Source organism: Paenibacillus pedocola, from assembly GCF_031599675.1.
Taxonomy (GTDB): domain Bacteria; phylum Bacillota; class Bacilli; order Paenibacillales; family Paenibacillaceae; genus Paenibacillus_AQ; species Paenibacillus_AQ pedocola.
Genome location: NZ_CP134223.1, coordinates 6,231,211 through 6,246,068 on the forward strand (window position 1 = coordinate 6,231,211; position 14,858 = coordinate 6,246,068).

A 14,858-nucleotide genomic window follows, 5' to 3' on the forward strand; every position below is an offset into this window, starting at 1 on the left:
GCATTCCAAAAAGGAAGTAGGCACTTTCCCGTATTGTAGTTACCCGGAGGATACTATTGGACTCTATATGGCTCTGAACAGTGGCAGCTCTGAAAGAAAAACGTATAAAATTTTCATTATTTTCGTAAAAATACTGCAATTTCATAAAAGCTGTGCTAACATACACTGGATTCGCAATAAAGATTAATGACCAGCAATCATTTAAAGAGGTGCATAGATGAAAGAAACGAAAGCGCAAGAGTTCAATCTGATGAAGCTCACCTGGCCGATATTCCTGGAATTATTCCTGTTCATGCTGATGGGCAGCGTGGATACATTCATGATCAGCTCGGTATCAGACGATGCCGTATCCGGTGTCGGGGCGGCGAATCAGATTATTGCCATGGCTATACTGGTACTCAGTGTAATCGGCAATGGCGCAGCTATCGTCGTCTCCCAATATCTTGGCTCGAGGAAGCCCCAGGAGGCGGCCAATGTGACCGGCAATGCCATCACGCTGAATCTGGCCGTAGGTATTATCCTCAGCACAATACTGCTGCTGTTCGGCGGTAATCTGCTGACCGCCCTGAATGTAACAGGTGATATCTCGTGCATGCCAAAGTGTATATGAATATCGTCGGAGGCGCGATCTTCCTGCAGGCGCTGCTTAATGCCCTGGCGACTACCATCCGCACACACGGCTTCACCAAGCAGACGATGATGGTCTCCCTGCTGATGAATGTGATCCATGTGGTCGGCAACTACCTCCTCATCTTCGGACATTTTGGCTTGCCTGCACTCGGTGTGCAAGGAGCTGCAATTTCTACAGTAACAAGCCGGCTGATCTGCCTGGTGCTATTCTTCCTGCTGCTCTACCGGATTATGGACGTAAAGGTCAAATGGGCTTATTACATCCGCCTGTCCAAAAAGTATGTGCTGCAAATTCTCAAAATCGGTATTCCGTCCGCTTTTGAATCGATTACCTACCAGTCGTGCCAGCTTGTATTTACTCTATACATTACTTACCTTGGTGCTGAAGCCATGGCCACCCGCCAATATGCCCTGAATATCTCCAGCTATATTTTCCTGTTCAGCGTGGCGGTGTCGATGGGAACTTCCATTATTGTCGGCCATCTTGTCGGTGCCAAACGGCCGCAGGAAGCCTATTCGCGGGTATTTACGAGTGTGAAGTGGGCACTGCTTGTCACCATAATTATGGATGCTGTTGTCATTCTGTTCCGCGTCCCCCTGTTCGGACTGTTTACCGATAATGAGTCGATTATTATGATGGGTGCGCAGGTGATTCTGCTCAGCTTCTTCCTGGAAACGGGCCGCACCTGCAATCTCGTGATCATCAACTCCCTGCGGGCCTCGGGCGATGCCAAGTTCCCGGTATACATGGGCCTGATCTCGATGGTGTGCATGAGCCTGCCGCTCGGTTATGTGCTGGTGTTCCAGCTTCACCTTGGCCTCGCCGGCGTATGGATCGCCACCGCCTTTGACGAATGGGTGAGGGCTGTTATTATGTATTTCCGCTGGAAAAGCAGAGCCTGGGAGAAGCACGGTCTGATCCAACATGACACCGAGGCGCAGCCTGTGAATTCTTCTGCTGCCGCAGCACATTAAACTTGTACACCAAAAAGCGGTCCGCCAAGGTCTAATGACCTGACGGACCGCTTTTTTATTCTATAGCAATTTCCGTAAACACCGTATATCTAAGGAACAGGTAACGGGTTGTCCACCTTCAAATGCCCTTCTCGGCGGCTTCCTTATGCTTAGTAGCGAATTCTTCGGGGGTCACCGCTTTGGCGAACAGTGCCTGGATCATGTCCAGATGGACCTGGGCAGCACCCGGCTTCATCTGCACATCAGCGAACAAAGTAATGCTGCTGGCATTATTCAGTTCATTGAGCAGATCCACGTAGAGCTGGGGCAGATTGCTGTTCGCCGTATCCACCTTAGTTGCCGGTATCACGCCGGCAGTAGTCACGGAATCCTCGCCCCACTTCGATACGAAGTATTCCACGAATGCCTTGGCCTCTTCCTTCACCTTGGACGCTTCGGAAATGAACAGCCCGACACCGGGACCGCCAACCCAGCTGTTAATATTACCTTTGCCGCCAGCGACAGTCGGGAATTTGAAGAAGCCGACCTTGTCCTTGAACTCCTGCGGAATATCCGGGTTGGTCGTGAAATTCGGCAGCTCCCAGGTTCCCGTCAGGTACAGGGCCGCCTTTTCGTTTACAAATTCGGACTTGCCTTCATCGTTGGACAAGCCGTTAAAGCCTTTGTTGAAGGCGTCCATATCAACCAGCGTCTGCACTTCGGCAGCCGCCTGGATCAGACCCGGATCTTCGAAGGAGCCTGTCCCATTGGTGGCCTTCTTAAGTGTATCGCTGCCGGCAATCCGGTCAGCCAGATACATGTACCACAGGGATCCTGTCCAGCGGTCCTTGTTCCCCAGCGCAATCGGGGCTATGCCGTTATCGGCCAGTGTTTGTATAACCTGCTTCAATTGTTCATAGGTGGCCGGAACCTTTAAATTATATTTTGCAAAAATATCCTTGTTGTAGTAAATCGGTGAGATGTTCAGCTCGATGGGCAATGCATAGGTTTTGCCGCCCACCATGTAAGCTTCCGTCGTACCGGCAACAAATTTATCCTTCAGCCGGTCACCGCTCAGAATATCATCCAGCGGGGCGAACAATCCGCCTTTGACATAAGGCTCCATGAAGCCCGCCGCCCAAGTAATTCCTACATCCGGAAGCTCGTTGGAAGCAGAGAGCACCTTGAGCTTATTCTTATACTGTTCATTCTCGAGCACCTCCTGTTTAACGGTAATGTTCGGATGCTCGTTCTCGTATTCATCTATAATCTGCTCTACCAGCTTATTCTGCTGTGCCGAGCTGGCCGCCGGCCATAAGTGCATCATAGTGATCGTGACTTTTGGTTCAGGAGCTCCATTGACTGTATCCTTACTTCCGTTGTTGCTCTTACCGCCGCAGCCAGCAAGCACGAGCGCAAGCAGGAGACACCAAATCAGGCCTATAGTCAACTTGTCCCTTGGCATTGCTATAACCTCCATTGTTTTCGGCTGCGCCAACTGTAACCGTTATCAAGTAAATTCTAGCATTCTGCTTGGAGGCTTATAAGACCAAATATATTGGCAAAACTTCCACTTTTATTGGATTTCCGTCTGATTGTCCTCTATGTGCTGGTTCCGGTAACGGCTCGGACTGATGCCCTCCAGGGACTTAAACACCTTGATAAAATACTTGTCTGTCTTATAGCCTACACGTTCACCAATCTCGCCGATGGACAGCCGTGACTGCAGCAGCATCTCTTTAGCCCGCTGAATCCTCAGGCGCGACAGATATTCACTGAAGGGCACCCCGGCCTGTTCCTTGAACAGGACACTGAAGTAACTGGCATTCAGGTGAATGCGCGCGGCAACCTCAGCCATCGTCAGCTGCTCATGCAGATGCTGCTCCACATAAGCGATCGCCTCCCTTACCGGTTCCCCCATTCCGCTTCCGTCCGGATCAATCTGGAACAGCTTCGGATCGACGAGCTTCTCCAGCTTCTCACGCCGCTGCACCTCTTCCTCCTGCTTCAGCGCAGCCTCCACCACCTGAAGCAGCTCTGCCTTGTCCAGAGGCTTCAGCAGATAGTTAAAAGCCCCAAGCCGCATGGCCTGCTGCACATAATCAAACTCGGCATACCCTGAAATTACGATAACGACCGGCTGGCGGGGGCGCTCCTTCAGTGAGCGGATCAGATCAATTCCGCTGACCTCCGGCATCCGCACATCTGTAATCAGCAGATGCACCTGCTCGTGCTGCAGCCGCTGGCGGGCTTCGACCCCGTTATCGGCCGTTTCCACCACGTATCTGCCACCCGCCCATACCTCCAGTGTCTGCTTAATGCCCTGCCGCGTCCGCGGCTCATCATCCACGATCAGAATTTTTTTGCTGCCCAGACTCATACATATCCCCCCCATGATTCGGAATTTCAAAAGTAATAACCGTCCCTGCAGACGGTTCACTGCCGATAACCAGCCCCTCATGCTCTGCGTCTTTCCCGCCATAATAAAGCTTAAGCCGCCGCTGAACATTCACAAGACCTACGCCTGTCCCCTTGGAGGAAATAGACGGACCGCCCTCCAGTGCACTGCGAAGTGCACTTAACCTCTCTGCATCCATCCCGGGCCCATTGTCGGACACTGTAACCCGGGTCCATCCTGACCGCCCGGAAGGCGCGATCAAGATACTTACAGTGCCGCTGCCGACACGGCTCTCCACCCCATGCAGAATGGCATTCTCGACAATCGGCTGAATCAGCAGCTTCGGTACCGGTACAGCAGCTTCCGGCTGTTCCAGTTCAATCGTCCAGGTCAGCCGCTCGCCCATACGCATCTCCATGATCTGCAGATACCGCCGCACCTGCTCCAGCTCTTCTCCGAGGGTAACCCATTCATCCATATTCGGACTTCCGATAATATAGCGGAACAACCGCGACATGACAACTACCAGCCCTGCCAGCTCTTCTTCCCCCTTCTCCTCCAGCGACCAATTGAACGCTTCCAGGGTATTGAACAAAAAATGGGGATTGATTTGCGCCTGTAGTGCCTTCAGCTCCGTACGGCTTTGCAGCATTTCTTTTTCATAGACTACCCGGATCAGATCATTCATATTTGCAATCATTCCATTGTACGTGTTATTCAGCTCCCGGAGCTCCATCGTGGAGACCGGCTCCGGATTTGGGGTCAGTACCCCAAGCCTCGTCTTGCGCATCGCCCGGATCAGATGAATTATCGGCCTGGTAATCATCGTGGAGAGCAGGAACGAGAGCGACAGAAACAACAGCGTTCCAATTCCGCCTGAGAACAGCAGCACTGTCCGGAGTACTGAGATGCCTTTAGTTACATAGCTGACAGGCGTAAGCACCAATAGCGTCCAGTTTGCCTTGTCCGAACGCTGCTTGACCTGCACATACTCCTTGCCCCGGAAGGTCACGGTCTGGTCGTCGGTCCAAAGGAGCGGCAGGAGATTGGGCTCCGGCGTTTCGCTGCTGCCAAGCAGATGCCCCTCATCACTGACCAGCAGGATCGATTCTCCGCTGTCACTGCCGGAGAGCGGATCATTGAGCTGAAAGTAGCTGCGCTGGATTTTGGCTATCAGGTAGCCGCCCCGCGAGAACCAGCGGTCCATCAGACTGACCTGCCGGATGGCCAGCAGACTCTGGTCATCATTCGGATCGACGCCGATCCAGACCAGCCGGCCTTTCTGCTTATTGGCTTCAGCGATATATCGGCTGTCAATCCGGGTGCTAAGGCTGCCGTCTTTAATCGGGAACAACAGCCGGTAATCAGCAGTATACAGCTCCAGCGAGCCGACACTCGGCATGTAGGCCTGATAGCTGGATACGATCTGCAGCAGCGATTGGCGCTGGTTGAAGGATACCTCTTTACCGTTAAGCTCTTCCAGCAGCAGCTGCTGGACCGTCGGGTGGTTGGCCACCTGCTCCATCAGGCTGTCTATCTGGCCGATCAGCGCATCCAGCCTGCCGTTGGCCTGAACTGCAGTCTGCTGGATGTGCCGTTCAGCATTATCTTTAAGGAGCGAAGAAACCCTGTCATACACGAACGCACCTGAAACTGCGATAATAACCAGCATAACCCCCAGAAATCCCAGGAATATTTGATTGCGCAGTGTATTCATTTCTCTAAATCTACTGAACACCATAGCCTCCCCCTCACTGACAGCGTTTCCAACTCTATTTTCCAGAAGTCCGCCTGATTGTCAAGGAAATTTGTCTGCCAGCACAGCAAAAAGCCCGTTCCTCAGAGGGAACCGGCGGGTCTGCTTCAAGCTGCTTATCGGATCGAAATCCCTTTTTTCATTTCCTTCATCTCATGATTCGTGTTCACGAGCATGGGCAGGATCTTCATGCTTCGGGTCATCGGCGAATTGCACTGCCAGCAGGTAGGTACATATTGAAACGCGAAATTGTCACGCATCCATCCGGTGCAGCCCTCTTTGGTGCAGGACCAAATGGCAGTATCCTCTTGCGGAAGATCCTCCAGTGCTTTTTTACGAAAATACATAAGTACCCCTCCCTCTAGTTCAAATCTGACGATTGGTATAACCTCTACAGGAACTTAGGACAGGCGGCTCTCTCTACATAAAAAAAGCTGCCCTCAACTGATGTTAAGGGCAGCTTAGTTTTCATACTACAGTTTTACAACGTTTTCGGCTTGTGGTCCACGAGCGCCTTGAGTTACGTTGAACTCAACGCGTTGGCCTTCGTCCAAAGACTTGAAGCCTTCGCCAGTGATTGCGGAGAAGTGTACGAATACGTCGCTTCCACCTTCAACCTCGATAAAACCGAAACCTTTGTCTGCATTAAACCATTTAACTGTACCTGTTTGCATTTGTATTACCTCCAATAGATTATTTAACACATGTCCTTTTATTCCTACGTATTGTACGAACAAATAAAAATTCACACATTGGAAAAGGATTCATACGCACAAATGATAACCTTTTACAATATGTGAATTAAGGGTTAAATTTATGATTAATTTCATTGTAGCACACTAAATGACCGAAAGCAAAGAATTTAAGAAATTAATTTCAGGGAACTCAGATAGACTGGAGCGGTTTATGCTCCCTTATAGATCATAAACCGCTTAGCAGCAAGCCTTAATCAATATATCCGGCCAGTCCCTTATCCATCAGATAATCCATTTCCGCATCGAGAATGGTTTCCACTGTCAGCTCGTCCAGCTTCACATCACGCTGGCCTGTCACATAATCAACCAGATCATCATTATCAATATCAACTTCGCCTTTGCTGTCCGCTTTGGCATTGTTGATGAAGGTCTGCTCATGCTTCAGGACCCGCTTAATCAGCTCGGGATCTACCTTAGTCTTTGCAGCCAATACGGCCAGCAGCTCCTGCTCGTTTACTTTATCGCTCATAATTGTTATTCACTCCTCTCCCGTTATTGCACAACTATTGTAGCATAGGTCCGGCCTGCACCACTCTTCCTTCATCATCTCCACCACGGAGACGATGGATACGTCTCGGCACCCACATGGACCGGCTCGCCGATTCTTGGCGTAGCCAGCCGCAGGCCATGCTCTTTCGCCGCCCGCAGCACCCGCTCCACAGGATCAGTCCAGTCATGCATGGCTAATGTAAAGGCCCCCCAATGAATCGGAATCATCAGCTTGCCCTGCAGATCAATCTGGGCCTGTACCGTCTGTTCCGGCATCATATGAATATCGGACCAGCGCAGATCATACTGCCCGCATTCCATCAGCGTCAGATCAAACGGCCCATATTTCCGCCCGATTTCTGCAAAATGCGGCCCGTAGCCGCTATCCCCGCTGAAGAAGATCTTGGCATTCTCTCCCTGGATGATCCAGGAGCACCACAGCGTGGTGTTGCGGTCCAGCAGGCTGCGTCCCGAGAAATGCCGCGCGGGTGCGCTTGTGAGCGTCAGACCGGCAAAGGTGATTTCATCCCACCAGTCAAACTCACGGATACGCTCCCCGCTGATGCCCCACCGCTTCAAGTGGGCGCCGACACCGAGCGGCACGATGAACATGGAGGCTTTTTGCTGCAGCTGTCTGATCGTTCCATAATCGAGATGGTCATAATGATCATGAGAGAGCAGCACGGCATCAATAGGCGGAAGATCAGCCAGCTCTATCGGCAGCTGCCTGCTATAGCGCTTGCCTCCAATGGCTGGAAAGGGGGAAGGCGTACGCCCCAGCATCGGATCCAGAAACAGGGTGACTCCTTCGATTTCCAGCAATACCGCCGAATGTCCGAACCAGGTCGCCTTAGTTTCCCTGTTCTGCTGAATAGAGCCGGTAAGCACCGGCTGGGGCAGCAGCGGTGTCTTAGGCCTGGAGTTCGGATTGCCTTTGACAAAATCCTTCAGGATCGAAAGGCCGCCTCCCCGGGGGTTCTCTATTCCAGCCACCGGAAAGGGATAAACGAATTTGCCCTGCCGGTATTGAGGTGAGCGGCTGATCGCCGCCCGCTCTGCCTTGGAGGCCCGTGCGCCAAATGCGGGGTATAAGGTCATTACGAAGTAAACAGCGGCAATCAGCGCCAGGATCGCCGCCGCGATAAGAATAAAGGTCATACAGTCGTCCTTCTCTCCTGCCAAATTAAGATCATGGACATATTATAAGGCGCTGTACAGGGCCGGGCAAACTTTCTGCCTGTCCCCTACGACTAAAGGTTCCAGCCGGGGATTTGCCGCAAGTCCCCATCCCAGATCTGTACCGTGCTGTTGACCGGAACACCCCGGGGCGACGAGGCTGTCTGAATATAGCAGGAAGCAATTCCGACTGCATTTGCCCCGGCGATGTCTGTGCGCGGATCGTTGCCGATCATAATCGCCGAACTCAGATCAGCGCCGTAAGTCTCCGTCAAATAGCGGTAGAACAACGGATCGGGCTTGCTCACACCGGCCTCCGAGGAAATGGCGATCCCGTCAAATAAATGCAGGATGCCCAGCATGGTCAGCTCTGCCTCAATGAAGGTCTTCTGGCCGTTGGAGAGCAGGAAGACCTTTTTGCCGCCGCTTCTTAACCGGCCGAGTATCTCGGCCACACCGTCATACAGGGAAATATGAATCATGGATAAGGTCCGCAGCCACCTAACGGTTTCATGGAGCCAGGCCTGTCCGGGTTCACCGCCCAGATCACGGGCCACTTCCCGGAACACCTCTTCCATTACGAAATCAGGAAACTGACAGTGGCGAGCAGCAGCCTCCAGCTGCCGGTCCCGTTCGGCGAGGAACCGCTTCTGCAGCTCCACCCCTGTAATATTCAGACCATGATAACTGAAATGCAGCGACAGACGTTCCCACACCTCAGCCTGCTCTTCATCCGTCTCAATATCGATCAGCGTACCGTACAAATCGAAGATATACGTATCATACATTTTTGCCAATCCCTCCTTACCTGATATAAAAAGTATGCAACAAAATTGAGTCCACCAGCGTTTAGTAAACGACACACACCAGACAAACTCACCTAAAGGAGCTTACACACATGAGACCATCCCTGAAAACAAGCGCAGTCCTCCTAACCTTATCCCTGGCCCTTTCTACCGGAGCTGTTTCCGCCGCTCCTATGGTCACTTCATTGAATGCGGGCACAGCGCCGCAGGCAGCCAGCAGTACTGCCGCTAAGACATTCACTATTGAGCTGAACGGCTCGGCCATTTCCGGGAAGGGCTTCCAGCCTTCTGGTGCCAAAGAGCCTCTGATTCCGCTGCGCATCGTCTCAGAGGCCCTGGGCTTCACCGTCACCTGGAATACAGCTACCAAAGCCGTTGATTTGAACAAAGGGAATATCTTTACAACGGTTAAGAGCGGTGAGAACCGTTATACCGTCAACAAAATGAACACTACACTCAGCACAGCCCCGCTGACAAAGGAGAACAAGCTGTATGTGCCGGCTTCCTTTGTAAGCAAGGTGCTGCGCCAGACCATTTCCGTGGAGGGACAGCAAATCGTGATTGCCCCGGCCGCAGAACATATGAAGGAGAGCGGCGTAATCACCGCCATCAACACTGACGGGAAATATCCATCCGTGCAGATTAAAGGTACCGGCACCTCCGGCATTGTACTAAATGTAGGCGAAGATACCCTCTTCCAGATGGCTGACGGTACCAAGCTGACACTGGCTGACCTGCAAATCGGCATGACCGTTGAAGCAGAACATGCCATGTTCTCAACTAGAAGCCTTCCGCCGCAGACACCAGTTTATCAGATAACGGTGAAGGACACTGAGAAACCAGCCATGCTGCTCGGTACGGAAGGGACTATCGAGAGTGTAACCACCTCCGAAGACGGCACCCGCATGATCCGCATTAAGGGTACCGGTCTTAGCGAAACGTCACAAAGCGAGATTGTACTCCGCTTATCCGCCGATACTGCGCTGGTTAAGGAAACCGGAGAGGCAGTGGACGCCGCAGCTATCGTACAGGGTGCTAAGGTGATCGGCTTCTATGGCCCGATGCTGACCAAGAGCCTGCCGGCAATCGGAACAGCCTGGAAAGTGGTTGTTGTAACCCCGCAGCCCTAATATACAAAAAAACGAACCTCTTTCCACACCGCAGGGATGTGGACAGCCGGGTTCGTTTTTTATTTGCGGACCTGCATCAGAACCGGCCGCCGTCCCAGCGTAACCCTGTTTTTGCCGGCGGTCTTGGATATATACAGGGCCTCGTCGGCCTCACGGTAAAAATCCTCAAAGGTTGCATCACAGCGCTCCGTGAACGCAATGCCGATGCTGACCGTAAGCCTGATATGAAGTCCGCCGTCCAGACTGACGATATGTTTCTGCACCTCGGCACGAAAGGTCTCCGCTTCCCTGAGCGCGGCCTCTTCGCTGTCTGCAAAGAAGCATACAGCGAACTCCTCGCCTCCAATCCTGCCGGCGATTCCGTTATTTCCGTATAGCTTAAGTACCTTTTTGGAGAAATCCACCAGTGCCTGGTCTCCGGCCATATGACCGTATGTATCATTTATTAACTTGAAATCATCAATGTCAAACAGCAGCAGCGCCTTTCCTGACCCGTCCTGCATGGCATAGTTCTGCACCAGACGCATGAAGTGCCTCCGGTTGTAGAGGCCCGTGAGATCATCTACAGTCGCCTGGTACAGCAGCTCGCGCTCATACCGCTTTTTCTCACTGAGATCACGGATCACGATGAGCATGCCTACAGCCTGCCCGTAATTGTTCTCGGTGGCAATCAGAGACAGCCCGTAACAGACGTCGGGCGTGCCGGGAACCTCAATTTCGAACTGCCCTTCAATCTGCTGGTAGTAATACACCGCCACTTCCCCGTACTGCTCCAGCAGCATGAAGATATTTTTACCCACCCATGAGCTGACCTGCCGCTCTGCCAAGGCCGAGAGCATAAGCTCCCCCGCTTCGTTCACATCAATAATATTATTGTAGCGGTCTGTCAGCACGATGCCATCCTTCATTTTCTCGACAATTTGCTTCTTCGCCCGGGGGTATAAGGAGAGCTCGGGATCCCTGAACAAAGAGAAATAGGCTATGAGTACAGGCGGCAAATAGGTAAATGCGGTAAATCCGACAATGGTAATTTTGAGCAGCGGAAGTAAAAAGATAGAGGCGACTGGAATGAAGAGGCTGGCCAGCAGCAGCACGTTCCATTTGAAATAATATTTCGATGAGCTCTGCAGGGAAACCGCAAGCAGAAAAACAGCGTACACGCCAAAAAGCTGGTCATAGGCAATCAAGGCCATGTTCAGCACGGTCGGGTGCACTACGATTCCGCTCACGCCCGCCACTGTATTCATGCCCACGCTGCTACGCATCAGATGATGGTAAGAGTCTGTAAAGATCAGCAGTATATCCAAAACTACCGGAATGCTAATCACTGCAAGCCGCCTGTTCAGCCCCGCCGAAGAACGCGATATGTAATCTTTGATAACAGCATAAGTAAATATAGTGCTGAGCAGCAGCGGGACCTGCTGAATGTTTCTAAACCACAGCTTGGCCTGAAAGGAAGCAGAGAGGATCTCTCCGGCCGTAGCCGCAAATATTACGCTGACCAGCAGCATTAAGATCCATAAATAGCGTCTTCCTGGTGTGTTATGATGCTTATAAGAGTTGACGCCCATGTAGAGACTTAGAACACTGCCCATAATTAAATAATAGGGATAACCCTGCATCCACGGCATGTCATATTTCTCCTATTTTTGTAATAGCTCTGCCTTATTATATCCTACTATTTTGCACAATTGAACCATCCAGAACAAATGTGTCCTATTTTGGAAGCAGAAATTGTCTATCCTATGCCAGATACACACGAAGACCCTACAGGCAGCCTGTAGAGTCTTCAAAAAGGTGAGAAGTGTTTATTTAGTTATGCCAGTTTCCAATTGCTAGGGGGCTTTTCCTGAAAACAACCGTCGCCACCCTCGGTTCCGTTTCCATTTCAGATAGTACATGGGTGAATCAACTACCTTTCGGAATACACATTACATGCCGTTCCATCCGTTAATTGATAATTTCCACTTCCCACCTGCTTATTATTACCCGCAAAATCTATCGCTTAAACAAAAAAAGGATACTGCACCGTCATCACATGACTGCGCAAGTATCCCTTTTCTGCTGACTGGATCCCTTATTTCTTCTGGGCCAACCGTTGTTTGAACTTGTCCACACGGCCGCCAGTTTCTGCATCTCTCTGTTTGCCTGTATAGAAAGGGTGCGATGCGGAGCTTGCGTCCACACGGATCACCGGATACGTGTTGCCGTCTTCCCATTCCATTGTTTCGCCGGATGACTTAGTAGATGAGCTCAAGAACTTGAAGCCCACGCTGGCATCCAGGAAAATGACCTGGTTAACTCTTGGGTGTATTCCTTCTTTCATAGTGATAACCTCCTTCCCGAAAACATTGTCTATATTCATATGAAGCCATCTCTAGGTCTATTGATAACTAAGCTTTAGACGAAGGGAAATGCGTAAATCTTACGATTTTCCACACCTCTTCATCATACGCGCTCTCCTCCCGGGAGTCAACCTAAGCCCGGTTTCAGGGAATGTGTATATTCTTTACCAATAGATCTGCTCCTATACCGGTGCTCCATTACAACGACTTCACCGTACCTCCGTCTATCAGCAGCGATTGGCCTGTAATGTAAGTATTGGCGAAGGAGCCAAGGAATACCGCTGCCTTCCCGAATTCTTCAGGTGTACCTGTCCGCCCCAGCGGGATCTGGCTCAGCGCCGCCTGCTGGATATCTTCAAGCGTAAGGCCCTGAGTCTCCGCCCGCTTGCTGTCCAGCTGTTGGATCCGGTCTGTGCTGATCCGTCCGGGGGCCAGCGTATTAATCAGAATCCCGTCAGGAGCCAGCTCTGCAGCCAGGCTCTTGTTCAGTGCCTGGACACCGGCACGGAATACATTGGAGAGAATCAGCCCCGGGATCGGCTGTTTAATAGAAGCGGAGCTGATGCTTACGATCCGGGCGCTCCCGGCTGCACGCAAATAGGGCAACGCCTCTCGAATCAGACGTACGGTGCTCATCAGCGTCAGTTCAAAGCCGCCGCTCCAGTCGCTGTCGGCCATATCGGCAAAGCCGCCGCCGGAAGGGCCGCCAGCATTGGTTACCAGCACGTCAATGCCGCCTGCCCATTCCGCTGCCGCCTGAATGGACTCCCGGACGGCTTCCGGGTCTGTCACATCCATCTCCACCAGGGCAACCTGCCCGCCGGTTGCTGCCTCAATCTGCTGTGCAGCTGCTTCAAGCTGCGGCAGACTGCGGCTGGCAATCGTCACCTTCGCTCCTTCACGCGCAAATTCCATTGCTGTAGCCAGGCCCAGCCCCTTGCTCGCTGCCGCCACAAATACCGATTTGCCAGCAAGACCTAAATCCATCCTCTTTACGCCTCCTTGTTCAAGGTGCCCCGCCTGCTGCCAATAATCATGATATCCTGTTCCGCATCTTAAGGATCAAACCAATTAAAGTAAATAGTGTATTTGGTATTATTTAGAAACTAATTCGGAACACCTTCGTCTATATATATGGAAAAATAATTTAAATTCGAGATGGTGGGATGAAAATTCGGAAATTATTACGATAGGGCAACTAGTAATTCCTTATAGATATAGTGAGATTGGAGGTATTAGCTATGGTGTTACATATGTGAAAAATGGGAATACCAAAAAATAAGTTTTATAAAGGAGTATGAACATGCTGAAAAAATTAGGATTCGCTTTATTACTTCTATGCACTATAGCAACAAATTCGGGAATAAGTTTTGCATCTTCAATTATAACTCAAATCGATATCTCTGAAACAGCTATAGACTATGCTGTTTATGTTCCTCAAAGTGATGGCAACTTCCACAATGGCTTGTTATTAGCCTATAAATCGGATGGGACGATTACGTATTATAACACCCAAGGAAAGGAGGCATTTACTCTTCCCTCTGAGATTAAACCCGTAAGCGATTTTCACGATCAACGCGCAATGGTAGTTAACACAAAAACGAAGCTCATTGGCTTCATTAATACAAAGGGTGTGTTAGCTATCCCCTGTGTATATACGGGCGGCGGATATTTTTCTGAGGGGGTGGCCTACGTATCTAATTTAAAGGAAAATATGCTAATTGACAGGACAGGGAAAGTAGTCAGCAGGTTTACAACACCGTATGGATCTGAATATTCATTCGTTAATGGCCTAGCAGTGGCGTATGCTCCAAAAACAGGGGAAATGGGGTTTATTAATACATCAGGTGAATTGGCTATCCCTTATGAATACACATATGCCCGAAGCTTTTCCGAAGAACTGGCGTTAGTTCGAAATAAGAAAGGGATGTATGGGTATATCGATTCAAAAGGTAAATCAGTTATTCCTTTTAATTACAAATCAGGGACGGACTTTTCCGAAGGATTGGCGGGTGTGCAAAACAGTAAAGGGAAATGGGGATTCATTGATAAAAAAGGGAAGACTATTCTTGCTTTTAAATATGATACCGTTAGTAATTTTAGTGAGGGCTTAGCCATTGTTTATAATGATCAAGGAGAAATTGGATATATCAACAAAAAGGGAAAATTAGTTATTGGTTATCGGAAGTATGTTAGAGCATTTCCCTTTAAAGAAGGGATTGCTTTAGTAGGGATTAAAGATAAAACGGATATTCAAGGTAAATATGGTTACATGGATCGCCAAGGAAAAATGCTTACCAAATTTGAATTCACAGTACAATCTTCTTCATCTTTTGATAATGGGTATGCTGTAGGATTGATTGCTCAAGGTAAGGGGGTTATTCTGACAAAGCGCACACTTTCCAAATAAATTATTAGA

Annotated in this window: 13 protein-coding genes and 1 pseudogene; 3 read left to right on the top strand and 11 right to left on the bottom strand. The window is 50.4% G+C overall.

Annotated elements, in window-relative coordinates; translation table 11 throughout:
- The first annotated feature begins 217 nt into the window (after positions 1-217).
- Positions 218-1,605 (top strand): annotated as a pseudogene (locus tag QU597_RS27635) (MATE family efflux transporter).
- A gap of 118 nt (positions 1,606-1,723) precedes the next feature.
- Here the strand turns inward: QU597_RS27635 and QU597_RS27640 are convergent.
- The 8 genes from QU597_RS27640 to QU597_RS27675 form a co-directional block, all read right to left on the bottom strand.
- Entirely contained in the window at positions 1,724-3,049 is a 1,326-nt protein-coding gene (locus QU597_RS27640; protein ID WP_310830679.1) for an extracellular solute-binding protein, read from the bottom strand.
- A gap of 111 nt (positions 3,050-3,160) precedes the next feature.
- A complete protein-coding gene (locus QU597_RS27645) occupies positions 3,161-3,964 on the bottom strand; it encodes a response regulator (protein ID WP_310830680.1) in 804 nt (267 codons plus the stop codon).
- Positions 3,927-5,723, bottom strand: coding sequence for a sensor histidine kinase (locus QU597_RS27650; protein WP_370656222.1), 1,797 nt, complete (start codon positions 5,721-5,723; stop codon positions 3,927-3,929). Before QU597_RS27650 ends, QU597_RS27645 begins: the two co-directional genes overlap by 38 nt.
- 131 nt (positions 5,724-5,854) lie before the next feature.
- Entirely contained in the window at positions 5,855-6,085 is a 231-nt protein-coding gene (locus QU597_RS27655) for a cold-shock protein (protein ID WP_054942438.1), read from the bottom strand.
- A 126-nt stretch (positions 6,086-6,211) separates the two neighbouring features.
- The gene (locus QU597_RS27660; protein ID WP_036722718.1) at positions 6,212-6,412 is read right to left on the bottom strand and encodes a cold-shock protein; all 201 of its coding nucleotides are present in this window, start codon (positions 6,410-6,412) and stop codon (positions 6,212-6,214) included.
- A gap of 271 nt (positions 6,413-6,683) precedes the next feature.
- Complete coding sequence (locus QU597_RS27665; RefSeq protein WP_206102436.1) at positions 6,684-6,962, bottom strand: hypothetical protein; 279 nt, start codon at positions 6,960-6,962, stop codon at positions 6,684-6,686.
- Positions 6,963-7,036: 74 nt separating this feature from the next.
- A complete protein-coding gene (locus tag QU597_RS27670) occupies positions 7,037-8,140 on the bottom strand; it encodes an MBL fold metallo-hydrolase (protein WP_310830681.1) in 1,104 nt (367 codons plus the stop codon).
- 92 nt (positions 8,141-8,232) lie between these two features.
- Positions 8,233-8,946, bottom strand: a complete 714-nt coding sequence (locus QU597_RS27675; protein WP_310830682.1) for an HAD family hydrolase — start codon at positions 8,944-8,946, stop codon at positions 8,233-8,235.
- Positions 8,947-9,056: 110 nt separating this feature from the next.
- Here QU597_RS27675 and QU597_RS27680 point away from each other — a divergent pair, with 110 nt between their 5' ends.
- Complete coding sequence (locus QU597_RS27680) at positions 9,057-10,094, top strand: copper amine oxidase N-terminal domain-containing protein (protein ID WP_310830683.1); 1,038 nt, start codon at positions 9,057-9,059, stop codon at positions 10,092-10,094.
- 59 nt (positions 10,095-10,153) lie between these two features.
- Here QU597_RS27680 and QU597_RS27685 read toward each other — a convergent pair whose 3' ends face one another.
- From QU597_RS27685 to QU597_RS27695, 3 genes are all read right to left on the bottom strand, one after another.
- Positions 10,154-11,725, bottom strand: a complete 1,572-nt coding sequence (locus tag QU597_RS27685) for a diguanylate cyclase (RefSeq protein WP_310830684.1) — start codon at positions 11,723-11,725, stop codon at positions 10,154-10,156.
- Between the two features lie 446 nt (positions 11,726-12,171).
- Positions 12,172-12,420: a type B 50S ribosomal protein L31 gene (locus QU597_RS27690; protein ID WP_054942444.1), complete on the bottom strand. Its 249-nt coding sequence runs from the start codon at positions 12,418-12,420 to the stop codon at positions 12,172-12,174.
- A 217-nt stretch (positions 12,421-12,637) separates the two neighbouring features.
- Positions 12,638-13,426 (bottom strand): SDR family oxidoreductase, encoded by a 789-nt coding sequence (locus QU597_RS27695; RefSeq protein WP_310830685.1) that lies wholly within the window; start codon positions 13,424-13,426, stop codon positions 12,638-12,640.
- A gap of 316 nt (positions 13,427-13,742) precedes the next feature.
- Here QU597_RS27695 and QU597_RS27700 point away from each other — a divergent pair, with 316 nt between their 5' ends.
- A complete protein-coding gene (locus QU597_RS27700) occupies positions 13,743-14,849 on the top strand; it encodes a WG repeat-containing protein (protein ID WP_310830686.1) in 1,107 nt (368 codons plus the stop codon).
- Positions 14,850-14,858 lie beyond the last annotated feature (9 nt).

What these genes read in the sequence shown, in the direction of transcription:
- QU597_RS27665 (WP_206102436.1), bottom strand. Translation starts at nt 6,962, where the DNA reads ATGAGCGATAAAGTAAACGAGCAGGAGCTGCTGGCCGTATTGGCTGCA.
- QU597_RS27680 (WP_310830683.1), top strand. Translation starts at nt 9,057, where the DNA reads ATGAGACCATCCCTGAAAACAAGCGCAGTCCTCCTAACCTTATCCCTG.
- QU597_RS27690 (WP_054942444.1), bottom strand. Translation starts at nt 12,420, where the DNA reads ATGAAAGAAGGAATACACCCAAGAGTTAACCAGGTCATTTTCCTGGAT.
- QU597_RS27640 (WP_310830679.1), bottom strand. Translation starts at nt 3,049, where the DNA reads ATGCCAAGGGACAAGTTGACTATAGGCCTGATTTGGTGTCTCCTGCTT.
- QU597_RS27645 (WP_310830680.1), bottom strand. Translation starts at nt 3,964, where the DNA reads ATGAGTCTGGGCAGCAAAAAAATTCTGATCGTGGATGATGAGCCGCGG.
- QU597_RS27670 (WP_310830681.1), bottom strand. Translation starts at nt 8,140, where the DNA reads ATGACCTTTATTCTTATCGCGGCGGCGATCCTGGCGCTGATTGCCGCT.
- QU597_RS27650 (WP_370656222.1), bottom strand. Translation starts at nt 5,723, where the DNA reads ATGGTGTTCAGTAGATTTAGAGAAATGAATACACTGCGCAATCAAATA.
- QU597_RS27685 (WP_310830684.1), bottom strand. Translation starts at nt 11,725, where the DNA reads ATGCCGTGGATGCAGGGTTATCCCTATTATTTAATTATGGGCAGTGTT.
- QU597_RS27675 (WP_310830682.1), bottom strand. Translation starts at nt 8,946, where the DNA reads ATGTATGATACGTATATCTTCGATTTGTACGGTACGCTGATCGATATT.
- QU597_RS27695 (WP_310830685.1), bottom strand. Translation starts at nt 13,426, where the DNA reads ATGGATTTAGGTCTTGCTGGCAAATCGGTATTTGTGGCGGCAGCGAGC.
- QU597_RS27655 (WP_054942438.1), bottom strand. Translation starts at nt 6,085, where the DNA reads ATGTATTTTCGTAAAAAAGCACTGGAGGATCTTCCGCAAGAGGATACT.
- QU597_RS27660 (WP_036722718.1), bottom strand. Translation starts at nt 6,412, where the DNA reads ATGCAAACAGGTACAGTTAAATGGTTTAATGCAGACAAAGGTTTCGGT.
- QU597_RS27700 (WP_310830686.1), top strand. Translation starts at nt 13,743, where the DNA reads ATGCTGAAAAAATTAGGATTCGCTTTATTACTTCTATGCACTATAGCA.